This window comes from Actinomadura fibrosa, from assembly GCF_900659615.1.
Taxonomy (GTDB): Bacteria; Actinomycetota; Actinomycetes; order Streptosporangiales; family Streptosporangiaceae; genus Spirillospora; species Spirillospora fibrosa.
In genome coordinates, this window is record NZ_CAACUY010000204.1 from 1 (window position 1) to 16,555 (window position 16,555).

Here is a 16,555-nt window from a genome sequence, read left to right on the forward strand (position 1 = left end):
GTACTGATCACCGGCGGCACCGGTGCGCTCGGCGCCCGCGTCGCCCGCTGGCTGGCCGGCGGCGGTGCGCGGCACCTGGTCCTGACCAGCCGGCGCGGGCCCCGTGCGCCGGGCGCGGCGGAGCTCACCGCGGAGCTGCGCGAGCTGGGCGCGACGGTCACGGTCGCGGCCTGCGACGCGGCCGACCGAGCGGAGCTCACCGCTCTGGTGGATCGGGTACGGGCGGAACACGGGCCGATCCGAGCCGTCTTCCATCTCGCCGGGATCAACCGGCTGGCGGCTCTGCCCGACACGACCGTCGCCGATCTCGCCGAAGCCGGCGCCAAGGCGGCCGGTGCGGCCCTTCTCGACGAGGTACTCGGCACGGAGCCGCTGGAGGCGTTCGTCTCGTTCTCCTCCGTCGCGGGCGTCTGGGGCGGCGTCGACCAGTCGGGGTACGCGGCGGCCAACGCCTGCCTCGACGCCCTGGCGGAGCACCGCCGCGGGAGGGGCCGCCCGGCGATGTCGATCGCCTGGGGCCCGTGGGCCGGCGAGGGCATGGCGGGCTCGGCTGATCTCGCGCGCCGGCTGGCCGGGCACGGCTTGGCCCCGCTGCCTCCCGAGAGCTGCCTGCGCCTGCTCCAGCAGGCCCTGGACGATGACGAGACCTGCCTGACCGTCGCGGACGTCGACTGGGCGCGTTTCCTTCCGGTCTTCACCCTGGCCCGGCCACGCCCTCTGCTCGCCGAGATGCCCAGGGCCGGGGGGACGGCCCCGGACGCCGATGCCACCGGATCGCTCCGGGGCCGGCTGGCGGCGTTGCCCTCTCCCGAACGCCATGCCGAACTGACACAGTTGGTCCTCAGCCATGCCACCGCGGTCACCGGCGGATCGGCCGACCCGGACCTGCCGTTCAAGCGGCTCGGCTTCGACTCCCTGATGGCCGTCGAGTTCAGCGCGGCCCTCGCCGCCGGCACCGGACTACCGCTGCGGTCCACGCTGGTCTTCGACCACCCGACCCCGGCGGCGGTGGCCGATCTGCTCCACGCCGAACTGTTCGGCGACGAGCGTCCTGTCCCGGCACGTACGGTCGCGACCGGTACGGCACGCGGCGAGCCGATCGCCATCGTCGGCATGGGATGCCGGTTCCCCGGCGGCGTCGGCTCCCCGGACGACCTGTGGCGGCTGGTCGCCGAAGGTCGCGAGGGGCTGTCCGCGTTCCCCGCCGATCGGGGGTGGGACCTCGGCGGCCTGCCGCCCCGGGGCGGGTTCCTGGACGATGCCGCGGGCTTCGACGCGGCGTTCTTCGGCATCACGCCACGGGAGGCGCAGGCGATCGACCCGCAGCAGCGGGTACTGCTGGAGATCGCGTGGGAGACGCTCGAACACGCCGGCATCGCCCCGGCCACGCTGCGGGGCACGGACACGGCCGTGTACGCCGGCGTCTCCGCGCAGGGCTACGGCGCCGGGCGGCCCGCGCCCGAGGCCGAGGGCTACATGATCACCGGTGGCACGCCGAGTGTGGCGTCCGGTCGGATCGCCTACAGCCTCGGGCTGGAAGGCGCGGCCATCACCGTCGACACCGCCTGCTCCTCATCCCTGGTCGCCGTACATCTGGCCTGCCAAGCCCTGCGCACCGGAGAATGCACCCTCGCACTCGCCGGCGGCGCGGCCGTCATGGCCACCCCGCTTCCCTTCATCGAGTTCTCCAGACAACGCGGCCTCGCACCGGACGGCCGCTGCAAACCCTTCTCCGCCTCAGCCGACGGCACCGCGTGGGGCGAAGGAGCCGGGCTCATCCTCCTCGAACGGCTCTCGGACGCCGAACGCAACGGCCATCACATCCTGGCCGTCATCCCCGGCTCAGCCATCAACCAAGACGGCGCCAGCAACGGCCTCACCGCACCCAACGGACCCGCCCAGGAACGCGTCATCCGCACCGCCCTCACCAACGCCCACCTCTCACCCCAAGACATCGACGCCGTCGAAGCCCACGGCACCGGCACCACCCTCGGCGACCCCATCGAAGCCCACGCCCTCCACAACACCTACGGCACCAACCGCCCCCAAAACCGGCCCCTATTCCTCGGCTCCATCAAATCCAACATCGGCCACACCCAAGCAGCCGCCGGCATCGCCGCCATCATCAAAATGGTCCACGCCCTCAAACACCGACTCCTCCCACAAACCCTGCACATCACCCAACCAACCCCCCACATCGACTGGAACAGCAGCGGCCTCAAACTCCTCACCCGGCCAACAGACTGGCCCGCCACCGACCACCCCCGCACCGCCGCCATCTCCTCCTTCGGCATCAGCGGCACCAACGCCCACCTCATCCTCCAACAACCCCCCGATAGCACACAGACCGCACCGGACGCACCGGACGCACCGGAATCGGTGCCACTGGTGCTGACGGCCAAGACCCAAACGGCTCTGCGAGCCCAGGCCCGACGACTGCACGACCACCTCGCCGACCATCCCGGTCTCGACCTCACCGCCGCCGCCCGTACTCTCGCCACCCGGCGCGCCACCTTCGACCATCGCGGTGTCGTCATCGCCGGCGACCGGACCGAAGCACTGCACGGCCTGCACGCCCTCGCCGAAGACCGGCCCGCCCCGAACCTGCGCGAGGGCACCGTCCAGCCTGGGAAGACCGCGTTCATCTACAGCGGGCAAGGCACCCAGTACCCCGACATGGGCCAGCACCTCTACGCCACTCACCCCGCCTACGCCGCGACCCTCGACCAGGTGGCCGAAGCGCTCCAGCCGCACCTCGCCCCGCCTCTCCGCGCCGTCCTCACCGACCCCGCGCATCTGCGCCACACCGCCAACGCCCAACCGGCGCTCTTCGCCATCAGCGTCGCCCTCACCCGCACCGCACAGCACCACAGCATTCACCCCCACTACCTCACCGGGCACTCCCTCGGCGAGCTCACCGCGGCCCACGTCGCCGGACTCTGGGACCTCGCCGACGCCTGCGAACTCATCACCGCCCGGGCCCGGCTCATGCAGAAGGCCGCCGAAGGCATGATGCTCGCGGTAGAGGCCGAGGAAGAGGCGGTCCTCCCGCTGCTCACGCCCGGCGTCTCCCTCGCGGCCGTGAACGGGCGGGCCTCCGTCGTCATCTCCGGCGTCCGGGCCGAGGTCGAGGAGGTCCAGGCGCAGGTCGCCGCCCTGGGATACCGGGCCAAGCCGCTGGCGACCGACCGGGCCTTCCACTCCCCTCTCATGGACGACGTCCTCAAGGAGTTCCAGGCCGTCGCGGAGTCGGTGACCTACCGACGGCCCGTCATCCCGATCGTGTCGGCGCTGACCGGGGAGCCGGCCACCGTCGAGGAGCTCACGGACCCGGCCTACTGGGTACGGCAGTTGCGGGAGACCGTCCGGTTCGCCGACGCGGCCCGCGCCCTCGCCCGGCTCGGCGTCACCCGCTCGCTGGAGATGGGACCCGACGCCGTCCTCACGCCGTACGTCGCCGGCGCTGTACCGATGCTGCGCAGGAACCGGCCGGACGGGCCGACGCTCCTCGCCGCGCTGGCGCATGCGCACGTGGGCGGCACGGCCGTCGACTGGGCCCCGCACCCGGCGCTGCGCGGCGGCACCGGCATCGCCGAGGTGCCGACGTACCCGTTCGAGCACCGGCGCTTCTGGCCGGCGCCCGCGCCGCCTCCGGCGCCCGCGGCGGACCGCACCGGGCATCCGATGGTCGACCGCGTGATCGAGCTGGACGACGGCGGTGTCCTGTTCCTCGGAGGGCTCTCCCGCGCGACGCAGCCCTGGCTCGCCGACCACCAGGTCCTCGACCGCGTCCTGGTGCCGGGCGTGACCTTCCTGGAGCTGACCGCATGGGCGGGCCGCCAGGCCGGGTGTGATCTGATCGCCGAACTCGTCCACGAGTCGCCGCTCGTCCTCACCGCGGATTCGGCCGTCGAACTCCAGCTCCGCCTCGGCCCGGCCGACGATGCCGGGGAGCGGCGGTTCACGCTCCGCTGCCGCCCGGCCCGGGAATCCTGGCTGCCGCTCGCCACCGGAGTCCTCTCCACCGGACGCTCCCCCGCCGGGACCGCACCGGACGCATGGCCGCCCGCCGCCGCGGTGCCGCTCGACCTGGCCGGCTTCTACGACGAGTACGCGGCGAAGCGGTACTACCGGTGGGGCCCGGTCTTCCGCGGGATGCGCGCGGCCTGGCGCGAGGGCACCGAGATCTTCGCCGAGGTGCGGCTGCCCGACCACGACCATGTGCGGCCGGAGCTGTTCACCCCGCACCCGGCCCTCCTGGACGCGTCGATGCACGCACTGGGGGCGGCCGGTGACGCGGACGGGCTGCTGGCCGACCGTGGTGCGGCGACCGAGCGGCCGCGCATTCCCTTCACCTGGACGGGCGTGGCGCTGCACGGGGCCGGGACGCGCGAGGTGCGGGTACGGCTGGCGCCGAGCGGGCCGCATGGCCTGCTGATGGAGCTCTTCGACCTCGCCGGGCGGCCGGTGGCCACGGTGGAGTCGGTGACCCTGCGGCCGGTCTCCGCCGAGCGGCTCGCCCCCAAGCCGCCCGGGGACCTGCTCCACGTCGTCTGGCGGCCGGTGGACGTGCCCGGCCCGACGGCCAAGGGCCCGCTGCCGCTGATGGACGACCTCGGTTCCGGCGAGTCACTTCGGACGCGTATCGCCGCCGGTTCCGGGCCGGCCGTGGTCGCCGCTCCGTCGCCGGCGACCGACGTCCATGCCGCGACCCAGCGCGTCCGTGAGCTGCTCCAGGACTGGCTCGCCGCCGCGGGTCCGTCCCGGCTGGTGATCACGACCCGGGGCGCGGTGGCCGTGTCGCCCGGCGATCCGGTGAGCCTGTCCGCGGCCGCGGTCTGGGGGCTGGTCCGCTCGGCGCAGAACGAGTACCCGGGCCGCTTCGGCCTCGTCGACCTCGACGACGCCTCCGCCGCGGTCGACGCCGAGGACCACGACCAGCTCGCCCTGCGGAACGGACGGCCGTACGCCCCGGCTCTCGAAAGCCTGCCCGCCGCGGAGGCCGGGTCGCCGTTCACCGCCGAGGGCACCGTCCTGATCACCGGTGGCACCGGCGCGCTCGGCTCGGTGATCGCCCGGCATCTCGCGAAGCGGCATGGCGTACGCCGTCTCCTCCTCGCCAGCAGGCGCGGCCCGGCGGCGCCCGGAGCGGCCGCACTGGCGGAGGACCTCGGTGCGCTCGGCGCCGAGGTGTCCATCGCGGCCTGTGACGTCGCGGACGGCCCGGCCCTGGCCGGCCTGCTCGGGCAGATCCCCGCCGACCGGCCCCTCACGGCGGTCGTGCACACCGCCGGGGTCCTCCAGGACGCGGTCGTCACCTCGCTGGACGGCGAGCGGCTCGACCGGGTCCTCCGGCCCAAGATCGACGCAGCCGTTCACCTGGACGAGCTCACCCAGCGGTATCCCGTCACGGCGTTCGTGCTGTTCTCGTCGGCGGCCGGCATCCTGGGCACGCCGGGGCAGGGCGCGTACGCCGCGGCCAACGCCGCTCTCGACGCCCTGGCCCGGAGGCGGCACCGGCTGGGCCTGCCCGCGACATCGCTGGCCTGGGGCCCCTGGGCGGAGGCCGGCGGCATGGCGGGACGGCTCGCCGAGGGCGCCAAGGAGCGCCTGCGGCGCATCGGCCTGTCCCCGCTCGACCGGGAGCGTGCCCTCGGCCTCTTCGATACCGCCAGCGTGATGCCGGATCCCGTCGTCGTCCCGGCGGCGTTCGAGGACCCCCGCACCCGTCGCCCCCAGGCACCGCCCGGTCCCGATCAGGCCGCGGGGCTCGCCGGGTTGCCGGTCGCGGAGCGACGCCGACGGCTCGAACGGCTGGTGGGCGCGGAGGCCGCGCTCGTGATGGGCGGCGCGCCGGGCACCGTGGATCCGCGGCGCCCCTTCCAGGACCTGGGCTTCGACTCACTGATGGCGGTCGAGCTGCGCAGCCGGCTCGCCTCCGCGACCGGCCTCCCGTTGCCGGCCACGCTGATCTTCGACCATCCGACCCCGGAGGCCCTGGCCGATCACCTGCACGGCCTGCTCCCCGACCCGATCGACACCGACCCGATCGACACCGACGCGGCCGGCAGCGACCCGATCGACAGCCTGGACGCCGACGGCCTCGTCCGCCTGGCGCTGGGCGACGCCGTCCCCGGCGAGCACGACGACGGGACAGCGTGATGAGCGAACCGGATCCGATCCTGGTCACCGCGCTGCGCGCGGCGCTGAAAGAGAACGCCAGGCTCCGCGCCGCAAGTGACCGGCCCGCCTCCGAGGCCGAGCCGATCGCGATCGTCGGCATGGGCTGCCGGTTCCCCGGCGGCGTCGGCACCCCGGACGAGCTGTGGGATCTCGTGGCCGAGGGCCTGGACGCGATCGGCCCCTTCCCCACGGACCGCGGCTGGGCCCTGGACGATCTCTACGACCCGGATCCCGCTCGGACCGGCACCTCGTACACCCGGCACGGCGGCTTCCTGTACGACGCGGCCGAGTTCGACGCCGAGCTGTTCGGCATAGGCCCGCGCGAGGCCCGGACGATCGATCCGCAGCAGCGCCTGCTGCTGGAGGTGGCCTGGTCCGCGCTGGAGCACGCGGGCATCGCCCCGACCTCGCTGCGCGGCAGCTCGACGGGCGTGTTCACCGGAGTGATGTTCAACGACTACGGAAGCCGCCTGCGCCAGGTCCCGGCCGATCTGGAAGGGCATCTCCTGATCGGCAGCGCTGGATCGGTGGCGTCCGGCCGCGTCGCCTACTCCTTCGGCCTCCACGGGCCCGCGGTCACCGTCGACACGGCCTGCTCGTCGTCGCTCACCGCGGCGCACCTGGCCCGCAACGCGCTGCGGGCGGGCGAGTGCGACCTGGCGCTGGCCGGCGGGGTCACGGTGCTGGCCACCCCCACCGTGTTCGTCGAGTTCTCCCGGCAGCGCGGGCTGGCTCCCGACGGCCGCTGCAAGTCGTTCGGGGCCGCCGCGGACGGCACCGCCTGGGCCGAAGGGGCCGGCCTGCTCGTACTGGAGCGGTTGTCCGACGCACGCCGCAACGGTCACCGCGTCTGGGCGCTGGTCAGCGGCAGCGCGGTCAACCAGGACGGAGCCAGCAACGGTCTGACGGCTCCGCACGGCCCGGCCCAGGAGAGCGTGATCCGCCGCGCCCTGGCCAGTGCCGGACTGTCACCCGACCAGATCGACGCGGTCGAGGCGCATGGCACCGGCACCGCCCTCGGCGATCCCATCGAGGCCCGATCGCTGCTAGCCGTCTACGGCACCGGCCGCCCCGCCGGCCGGGCGCTCTACCTCGGCTCGGTGAAGTCGAACATCGGGCACACGCAGGCGGCCGCGGGCGTCGCCGGGGTCATCAAGACGGTGATGGCCCTGCGACACGGCATCCTGCCCAGGACGCTGCACGCCGCCGAGCCCACCCCGCACATCGACTGGTCGTCGGGCCCGCTGAGACTGCTCACCGAGAACGTTCCCTGGCCGGACACCGGGGAGATCCGGCGGGCCGCCGTCTCGTCCTTCGGTGTCAGCGGCACCAACGCGCACCTTCTGCTCGAACAGCCGCCCACCGCCGGAAGCAGGCGCGCGCCGGCGCACGAGGGGCCGCTGGCCTTCCGGCTGTCGGCGGCGACGGAACCCGCGTTGCGGGCCCAGGCCCAGCGGCTCGCCGGCTGGCTGACCGCCGACGCCGACCTCGCCGGCGTCGCGTCCACCCTGGCGACCGGCCGCGCCCTGCTCCGCCATCGGGCCGTCGTCCTCGCGGACGGGCACGGGGACCTCGCGGACGGGCTGACCGCCCTGGCAGACGGGAGGGGCGGACCCGGCGTCGCCCGCGGCACGGCCGCGGCGGGCGGCGTCGCGATGCTGTTCCCCGGTCAGGGCGCGCAATGGCCGGGGATGGGCCGGGAGCTCTACGAGGCGTTCCCCGGCTTCGCCGCGGAGTTCGACCGCGTGTGCGCCGCGTTCGAACCGCACCTCGACCGCGCGCTCCGCGATGTCGTCCACTCCGCGGACGGGCGCACGCTCGGCCGGACTCGCTACACGCAGCCCGCGCTGTTCGCCGTCGAGCTCGCCCTCTACCGGCTGCTGGAGTCCTGCGATGTGCGTCCGGACCGGCTCCTGGGGCACTCGATCGGCGAACTCGTGGCCGCGCATGTCGCCGGCGTCCTCGATCTGGCCGACGCGTGCGCGCTGGTCGCCGCGCGCGGGCAGCTCATGGACGAGCTGCCCGCGGGGACGATGCTGGCGGTGGACGCCGCCGAATCGGCGGTCCTGGCCATGCTCGACGGTGAGCCCGGCCAGGTCGGGCTGGCCGCCGTCAACGGACCCGCCACCGTGGTGCTGGCCGGCGACGAGGACGCGGTGGCCCGGATCGGTGAGCGCCTGCGCGGGCGGGGGCATCGCACCCGGCGGCTCCCGGTCAGCGGCGCCTTCCACTCGCCGCACGTGGACGAGCTGCTCCCCCGGTTCCGCCGGATCGCGGAGGGCCTCGACTACCGCCGGCCGAGCATCCCGGTGGTGCCGCTGCTGGCCGGCGGGTCCGACACGGACCTGTGCACGCCGGAGTACTGGGTCCGGCACATGCGGGAGACCGTGCGGTTCCTGGACGGGATCCGGCGGCTGGCCGGCGAGGGTATCGCCTCCTGCCTGGAGGTCGGTCCGGGCACGGCGCTCACGACGATGGCCGCGAGGGGCCTCGACGGGCACGACATCGCGCTGATCCCGACGCTGCGCCGCAACCGTCCCGAACGCGACGCGTTCCTGGTCGCGCTGGGCCGGCTGCACTGCCGGGGCGCGCACGTACGCCTGCCGGGCCCGCCGCCGGGCGGTGCCGAACCGGTCCCGCTGCCGGCGTACGCCTTCCAGCGCCGCCGCTACTGGCTCGCGGCGGCGGACACGGCGGATCCGGCGGCCCTCGGGCAGACGCCGATCGGGCATCCGCTGCTGCGCACCGTGATCGACACCCCGGACGGCGGCCGGATCTTCAGCGGGGTCGTGTCCCGCGCCGCGCAGCCGTGGCTGGCCGACCACACCGTCCTCGGCTCGGTGATCCTGCCGGGCAGCGCCTTCGTCGAGCTGGCCCTCGCGGCGGCCGACGCCCTGGATCTCGGCCGGGTCGCGGAGCTGACGATCGTGGCCCCGCTCACGGTCCCGGAGCGGAAGCCGGTCCCGGTCCAGCTCGTCACCGGCCCACCCGCCGAGAAAGGTGAGGTGGCGGTCACGATCCGCGCCCGGACGGACGGATCGTGGACCGACCACGCCGTCGGCTCGCTGGCCCCGGGCTCCGCGCCACCGGCCGGGACCGAGGCGTCATGGCCGCCCGGAAGCTCGGTCCCCGTCGACCTCACCGGCCACTACGACCGGCTCGCCGACCTGGGCCTGACCTACGGTCCCGCCTTCCGCGGGCTGTCCGCGGCGTGGCGGCGCGGCCCGGAGGTTCACGCCGAGGTACGGCTGCCCGAGCGGGTCGATCCGGCGGGTTTCCTGCTCCATCCGGCGCTGCTGGACGCCGCGCTCCACACACTCGGGCTCGATCCGTTCGCCCCGGAGGGCACGGCGCTCCCGTTCTCCTGGTCCGATGTCAGCCGGTTCGGGACCGGTGGCCGTGTCGTGCGGGCGCGGTTCACCGGAGCCGGGTCCGGCGAGGTCACGGTGGCGCTGACCGACGAGAGCGGGGCGGCGGTGGCGGACATCGGGTCGCTCGCCCTGCGGCCGGTCTCCGCCGATCGACCCGGCCGCTCGGCCGCCCTGAACGATGGCGAGCTGCTGCGTCCGACCTGGGAGGCCCTGGACGGACTCGGTGAATCGGCAGCGCCCGCCGACTGCGCGGTGATCGGCACGCTGGGGACGGCTCTTCGTGAGCACTCCGGGCCGGCCGCCCTGCGGAACGGCGGCGGGCCGGCTCCCCGCGTGGTGTTCGCCCCGGTGGTCTCGGACGGCTCGGGGCCCGCCGCCGCGCACGACGTCGCCCATCGCGTGCTGGAGATGCTGCGGGAGTGGCTGGCCGACGACCGGCTGCTCGATTCCCGGCTCGTCATCATGACCCAGGGCGCGATCGCCGCGGTCCCGGGCGACACGGTGGCGGACCTGGCGGCCTCGACCGTGTGGGGCCTGGTCCGTTCGGCGCAGGCCGAGCATCCCGGCCAGTTCGTCCTCCTCGACACCGACGACTCGGCGGCCTCGCGCGCGGCGCTGCTCGCCGTACCCGCGGCGGACGAGCCGCAGCTCGTACTCCGCGAAGGCCGGGCGCATCGGCCCGGCCCGCTGCGCCCGGTCGCCGCGGACGGCGACTCGCCCGGTCTCGGTCCGGAGGGGACGGTACTGATCACCGGCGGAACCGGGACCCTCGGCTCGCTCGTGGCCGATCACCTCGTCACCCGGCACGGCGTACGCCATCTGGTTCTGGCCGGCCGACACGCGCCCGTCACCACGGGCACGGCCGACACGGCCACCACCGACACCGCCAACACCACGGACACCACCGACACCACGGACACCACGATCACCACCGTCGCCTGCGACACCGCGGACCCCGACGCGCTCGCCGCGCTCATCGCCGGCATCCCGGCCGAGCACCCGCTCACCGCCGTCGTCCATGCGGCCGGAGTGCTGCACGACGGCGCCCTCACCCGCCTCGACCCCGACCGGCTGCATGCGGTCCTGCGGCCCAAAGTCGACACGGCGTGGAACCTCCACCGCCTCGTCCCCCAGGCCAACCTCATCCTGTTCTCCTCGCTGGCCGGAGTCCTCGGCTCCCCCGGCCAGGCCAACTACGCCGCGGCCAACAGCTATCTCGACGCGCTCGCCCAGGACCGCCGTGCCCACGGGCTGCCCGCGACCAGCATCGCCTGGGGCCTGTGGAGCGAGACGTCCGCCATGACCCGCCATCTCACCGAGGCCGACCACCGGCGCCTCCAGAACGCCGGCGTCGACCCGCTCTCCACTCCGGCCGCGCTCGCGCTGCTCGACACCGCACTGACCTGCCGTGATCCGGTCGTGCTCGGCGTCAAGCGGCGGAAGCGGCGGGTGGCCGAGCCGGGGGACGGCGCTGTGGCCGCGCTGCGCAGGCGGCTGGCCGCCGGTTCCGGCCCGGATCGGCGGCGTACCCTGCTCGGTGTCGTGCGGGCCGCGGCGGCCGCCGCCCTCGGACACGACTCGGCGTCGGCGATCGAGCCGGGACGAGGGTTCCTCGACATGGGCTTCGACTCGCTGGCCGCCCTCGAACTGCGCGACCGCGTCAGCACCGCGACCGCGCTCCGGCTGCCCACCACGCTGATCTTCGATCATCCGACTCCGGACGCGCTCGCCGACCACCTCGCGACCGTGCTCGTACCGGACGCCGGAGACCGGGACGGCGATCGGGACGAGCCGCTGCGGGCGGCGATCGCGGCCATCCCGCTGAGCCGACTGCGCGAGGCCGGGTTGCTGGACGTGCTGACCCGGCTCGCGGGCCGAGCGGACGCCGACCGGAGCGACGGCCGACGGGACGCGATCGAGACGGCCGGCGTCGCCGATCTCGTACGGATGGCGATGACCCCACCGACTGAGGACCGATGATGGACACAGCCCCGGACCGGGTGGTCGAGGCGCTCCGCGCCGCCCTCCTGGAGAACGAGCGCCTGCGCGACCGCAACCGGCGGCTCGCCGGCGCGGCGCACGAGCCGGTCGCGATCATCGGCATGGGGTGCCGGTTCCCCGGCGGGGTCGAATCCCCCGACGACCTCTGGGAGCTGGTGGCGGCAGGACGCGACGCCATCACCGAGTTCCCCACCGACCGGGGCTGGGACCTCGACGCCCTCTACCACCCCGACCCCGACCACCCCGGCACCTCCTACACCCGGCATGGCGGATTCCTCCACAACGCCGCCGACTTCGACGCCGCCTTCTTCGGCATCAGCCCCCGCGAAGCCCTCGCGACCGACCCGCAACAGCGCCAACTGCTGGAGGTCACGTGGGAGACGCTGGAGAACGCCGGCATCGCCCCGACGGAACTGCGCGGCACTCCCACCGGGGTGTTCACCGGAATCATGTACGGCGACTACGCGACCCGGCTCGCCTCCGCCCAGTCGGAAGTGGAGGGATTCCTCGGTTCGGGCAGCGCGGCGAGCATCGCGTCGGGCCGGGTCGCCTACACCTTCGGGCTGGAGGGGCCGGCCCTCACCATCGACACGGCCTGCTCGTCGTCGCTGGTGGCCGTGCATCTGGCCGTCAGGGCCCTGCGCGACGGCGACTGCGACCTCGCGCTGGCGGGCGGGGCGACGGTGTTGGCCACCCCGACCGTGTTCGTCGAGTTCTCCCGGCAGCGCGGCCTCGCACCGGACGGCCGCTGCAAGCCGTTCGCCGCGGCCGCCGACGGTACGGGGTGGAGCGAGGGCGTCGGGCTGCTGCTGCTGGAACGGCTGGCGGACGCCCGCTCCCACGGGCACCGGGTGCTCGCGGTGGTACGCGGCGGCGCGATCAACCAGGACGGGGCCAGCGGGCGGCTGTCGGCCCCCAGCGGTCCCGCGCAGCAGAACGTGATCCGCCGGGCCCTGGCCGACGCCCGGCTCACCGCGGACCAGATCGACGCGGTGGAGGCGCACGGCACCGGCACGTCCCTGGGCGACCCGGTCGAGGCGCACGCGCTGCTGGCCGCCTATGGCCGGGACCACACCGCCGAGCGGCCTCTCTACCTGGGTTCGGTCAAGTCCAACCTCGGCCACACCCAGGCGGGCGCGGGGGTCGCCGGGGTCATGAAGACGGTCCTGGCGATGCGCCGCGGGCTGCTGCCCCAGAGCCTGCACATCGACCGGCCGTCGCCGCACATCGACTGGGCCGGCGGGCACCTGCGGCTGCTGACCGAGGCGGTCCGCTGGCCGGACGCCGGGCGGCCCCGCCGCGCCGCCGTCTCCTCCTTCGGGATCAGCGGCACCAACGCCCACCTCATCCTGGAGCAGGCCGAGCCGGAACCCGGGGCCGAACCCGGCCCCGGGACCGGACCACCGCGCCCGGACCCCGTCGCGCTGCCGCTCTCGGCGAGCACCGTCGGGGCCCTGCGCAGCCAGGCCCGCCGGCTCCGCGACGATCTCGGCAGGCGTCCCGAGCTGGGCCTCGCCGAGGTCGCGTACACGCTGACGGTCGGCCGCGCCCGTCTGCGGCACCGCTCGGTGGTCGTCGGCACGGATCGCGCCGAGGTGCTGCGCGGTCTGGAGACGGTCGGTACGGTCACGGGCACCGCCGAGCCGGCCCCGAAGATCGCCTTCGTCTTCCCCGCGGGCGCCGAGGTGTGGTCCGGCATGGGGATGCGCCTGTTCGAGGCGTTTCCGGCCTTCGCCCAGCGGCTGCGCGAATGCGCGGCGGCCCTGCGTCCCATCACCGGCTGGTCGCTGATCGACGTCCTCGCTGGAGCACCGGACGCTCCCGCGATCGACCGGCCCGACGCCGCCCGGGCGGCCCGCTTCGCCGTCATGGTTTCGCTCGCACACCTCTGGCGGTCGGCGGGCGTCGAACCGGAGGCCGTGCTCGGCGCGGGCGACGGTGAGGTCGCCGCCGCCTGCGCCGACGGGGCACTCGGCCTGGACGACGGGGTCAAGGCCCTCACCGCCGGTGACGAGCGGACCTCCGACCCCGCCGCGCTGGAACGGTCGGTACGCGAACTGGCCGAGGCCGGATACACGGTGTTCGTCCAGGTCGGCCCGGACGCGATCCATGCCGACATGATCCGCGGAGTCGTGGACGGGAACGGCCGACTGGCGATCGGGTCACTGAGCCGCACCGACGACGGCCCTCAGCGCTTCCTCACCTCGGCGGCCGAGCTGTACGTCAGAGGGGTCGCCGTGGCATGGGACGCGCTGCGTTCCGGACCCGTACCCCGGCGGGTGGTGCTGCCCACGTACCCGTTCGCCCGCGAGCGTTACTGGCCGGGCGGACCGGCGGCTTCGTGGCGGCTCGTCCACACCGGCGAGGGGACCCTGGGACCGGAGCCCTACACGCCGGTCCGGGAACTGGCCGATGGGCAGGTGCGGCTCCGGCTGCACGCGGGCGGGCTGAGCTTCCGTGACGTCGTCGTCGGGCTCGGGCTGGTCGACGATCCGCGGCCGCCGGGCGGCGAGGGCGCGGGGGTGGTGGAGGCGGTCGCCGCGGACGTGACCGGGCTCGCCCCCGGCGACCGGGTGACCGGCATGCTCGCGGACGGCATCGGACCGGTGGTCGTCACCGACCACCGGCTGCTCAGCCGGATCCCGGACTCCTGGTCGTACGCCGAGGCCGCCGGCGTGCCGATCGCCTTCATAACCGCCTACTACGCCCTGGTGGACCTGGCAGGGCTCACGGCCGGGCAGCGGGTGCTGATCCATGCCGCCACCGGCGGGGTGGGCATGGCCGCCCTTCAGCTCGCCCGGCATCTCGGTGCGGAGGTCTACGCGACCGCCGGTGAGCCGAAGTGGGACCGGCTGCGCGAGCTGGGCGTCCCCGCGGACCACATCGCGTCGTCGCGCTCCGACGAGTTCGCCGACGCGATCCTGCGGGGAACCGATGGCGCCGGGGTGGACGTGGTCGTCAACTGCCTGGCGGGGCCGCTGGTGGACGCGTCGCTGCGCGTCCTGCCGTGCGGCGGTCACTTCGTCGAGCTCGGCAAGACCGACGTCCGCGACCCCGGCGCGGTGGCCGCCGAGCATCCCGGGGTGACCTACCGGTCCTTCGACCTCCTCGATCCCGGCCTCGACCGGGTGCACGGCATCCTGACCGAACTCCACGACCTGTTCGCGGCGGGCGCGGTCGAGCCGCTGCCGGTCACCGCCTTCGACGCGCGCCAGGCGTCCGAGGCGCTCCGGCATCTGTCACTCGCCCGGCACACCGGGAAGGTCGTCCTGCTCATGACCGGGCCGCGTCCCGGACCGGCCCGACCACGCGAGCCCCGGGTCGGCGGTCCGGAGCGGATCGGTGATCCGCTCGAACTGGTACGCCGGCACGTCGCCGAGGCCCTCGGCTACCCCGCACCCGAGCTGGTCGAACCGGACCGGGCCTTCGCCGAGCTCGGGCTGGAGTCGCTGACCGCGGTCGAGCTGCGCAACCGGCTGAGCGCCGCCATCGGACAGCGGCTGCCGGCGACCCTCGTCTTCGACCATCCCACCCCGGCCGCACTGGCCGGCCACCTGCGCGCCCGGCTGGCCCCGGCCGACGGCACCGCGCTGCGCACCCACCTCGACGCCCTCGAAGCGGCCGTCACCGGCATCGACGTCTCCCGGCCCGAGTGCCGGACCGTCGAGGAGCGGCTCAAGGCGATCCTGCGCCGGCTGACCGGCGACGGCACGGCCGGACGGGCCGCCGACCTCGGGAACGCCGACCTCACGTCCGCCACGGACGAAGAGATCTTCGCCGAAATCGACAACGGGACGGGCTGACATGGCCGACGAAGAGCGGCTTCGCACCTACCTCAGACGAGCCACCTCCGACCTGCGCGAGGCACGGTCGCGGTTGCGCGACGCGGAGGCGGCCCGGACGGAACCCATCGCGATCATCGGCATGGGGTGCCGGTTCCCCGGCGGGGTCGAATCCCCCGACGACCTCTGGGAGCTGGTGGCGGCAGGACGCGACGCCATCACCGAGTTCCCCACCGACCGGGGCTGGGACCTCGACGCCCTCTACCACCCCGACCCCGACCACCCCGGCACCTCCTACACCCGGCACGGCGGATTCCTCCACAACGCCGCCGACTTCGACGCCGCCTTCTTCGGCATCAGCCCCCGCGAAGCCCTCGCGACCGACCCGCAACAGCGCCAACTGCTGGAGATCGCATGGGAGACGTTCGAGAACGCCGGCATCGCCCCGGACGCGGTGCGCGGCACCGCCACCGGCGTTTACGCCGGCGTCATCGACCACAAGTACCTGTCGTGTCCGCAGCGGCCGCCTGAGGACGTGGAAGGTCACCTGGCGACCGGGACCATGGGAAGCCTGGCCTCGGGCCGGATCGCCTACAGCCTCGGGCTCGCGGGCCCGGCGATGACCCTGGACACGGCCTGCTCGTCGTCGCTGGTCGCCGTGCATCTGGCCTGCCAGGCGCTGCGCGGTGGCGAATGCTCCCTGGCCCTGGCCGGTGGTGCGACGGTGATGGCCACACCGGTGCCCTTCATCGAGTTCTCCAGACAGCGCGGCCTGGCACCGGACGGCCGCTGCAAACCCTTCTCCGCCTCAGCCGACGGCACCGCGTGGGGCGAAGGAGCCGGGCTCATCCTCCTCGAACGGCTCGCGGACGCCGAACGCAACGGCCATCACATCCTGGCCGTCATCCCCGGCTCAGCCATCAACCAAGACGGCGCCAGCAACGGCCTCACCGCACCCAACGGACCCGCCCAGGAACGCGTCATCCGCACCGCCCTCACCAACGCCCACCTCTCACCCCAAGACATCGACGCCGTCGAAGCCCACGGCACCGGCACCACCCTCGGCGACCCCATCGAAGCCCACGCCCTCCACAACACCTACGGCACCAACCGCCCCCAAAACCGGCCCCTATTCCTCGGCTCCATCAAATCCAACATCGGCCACACCCAAGCAGCCGCCGGCATCGCCGCCATCATCAAAATGGTCCACGCCCTCAA

General features: G+C 74.3%; 4 protein-coding genes. All 4 read left to right on the forward strand.

The features are described from left to right. Nucleotides 1-6,162: type I polyketide synthase (locus E1300_RS38300; RefSeq protein WP_131762027.1), on the forward strand; the 6,162-nt coding region annotated here is incomplete at its 5' end. Then, nucleotides 6,159-11,534: a type I polyketide synthase gene (locus E1300_RS38305; RefSeq protein ID WP_442316429.1), complete on the forward strand. Its 5,376-nt coding sequence runs from the start codon at nucleotides 6,159-6,161 to the stop codon at nucleotides 11,532-11,534. The genes E1300_RS38300 and E1300_RS38305, both read left to right, overlap by 4 nt. Next, on the forward strand, nucleotides 11,531-15,358 hold the full coding sequence (locus E1300_RS50635; RefSeq protein WP_165503182.1) for a type I polyketide synthase: 3,828 nt from the start codon (nucleotides 11,531-11,533) through the stop codon (nucleotides 15,356-15,358). Before E1300_RS38305 ends, E1300_RS50635 begins: the two co-directional genes overlap by 4 nt. Before the next feature lies 1 nt (nucleotide 15,359). Beyond that, nucleotides 15,360-16,555 (forward strand): beta-ketoacyl synthase N-terminal-like domain-containing protein (locus E1300_RS38330; protein ID WP_207400193.1); only part of this gene is annotated, 1,196 nt, incomplete at its 3' end.

What these genes read in the sequence shown, in the direction of transcription:
- E1300_RS50635 (WP_165503182.1), top strand. Translation starts at nt 11,531, where the DNA reads ATGATGGACACAGCCCCGGACCGGGTGGTCGAGGCGCTCCGCGCCGCC.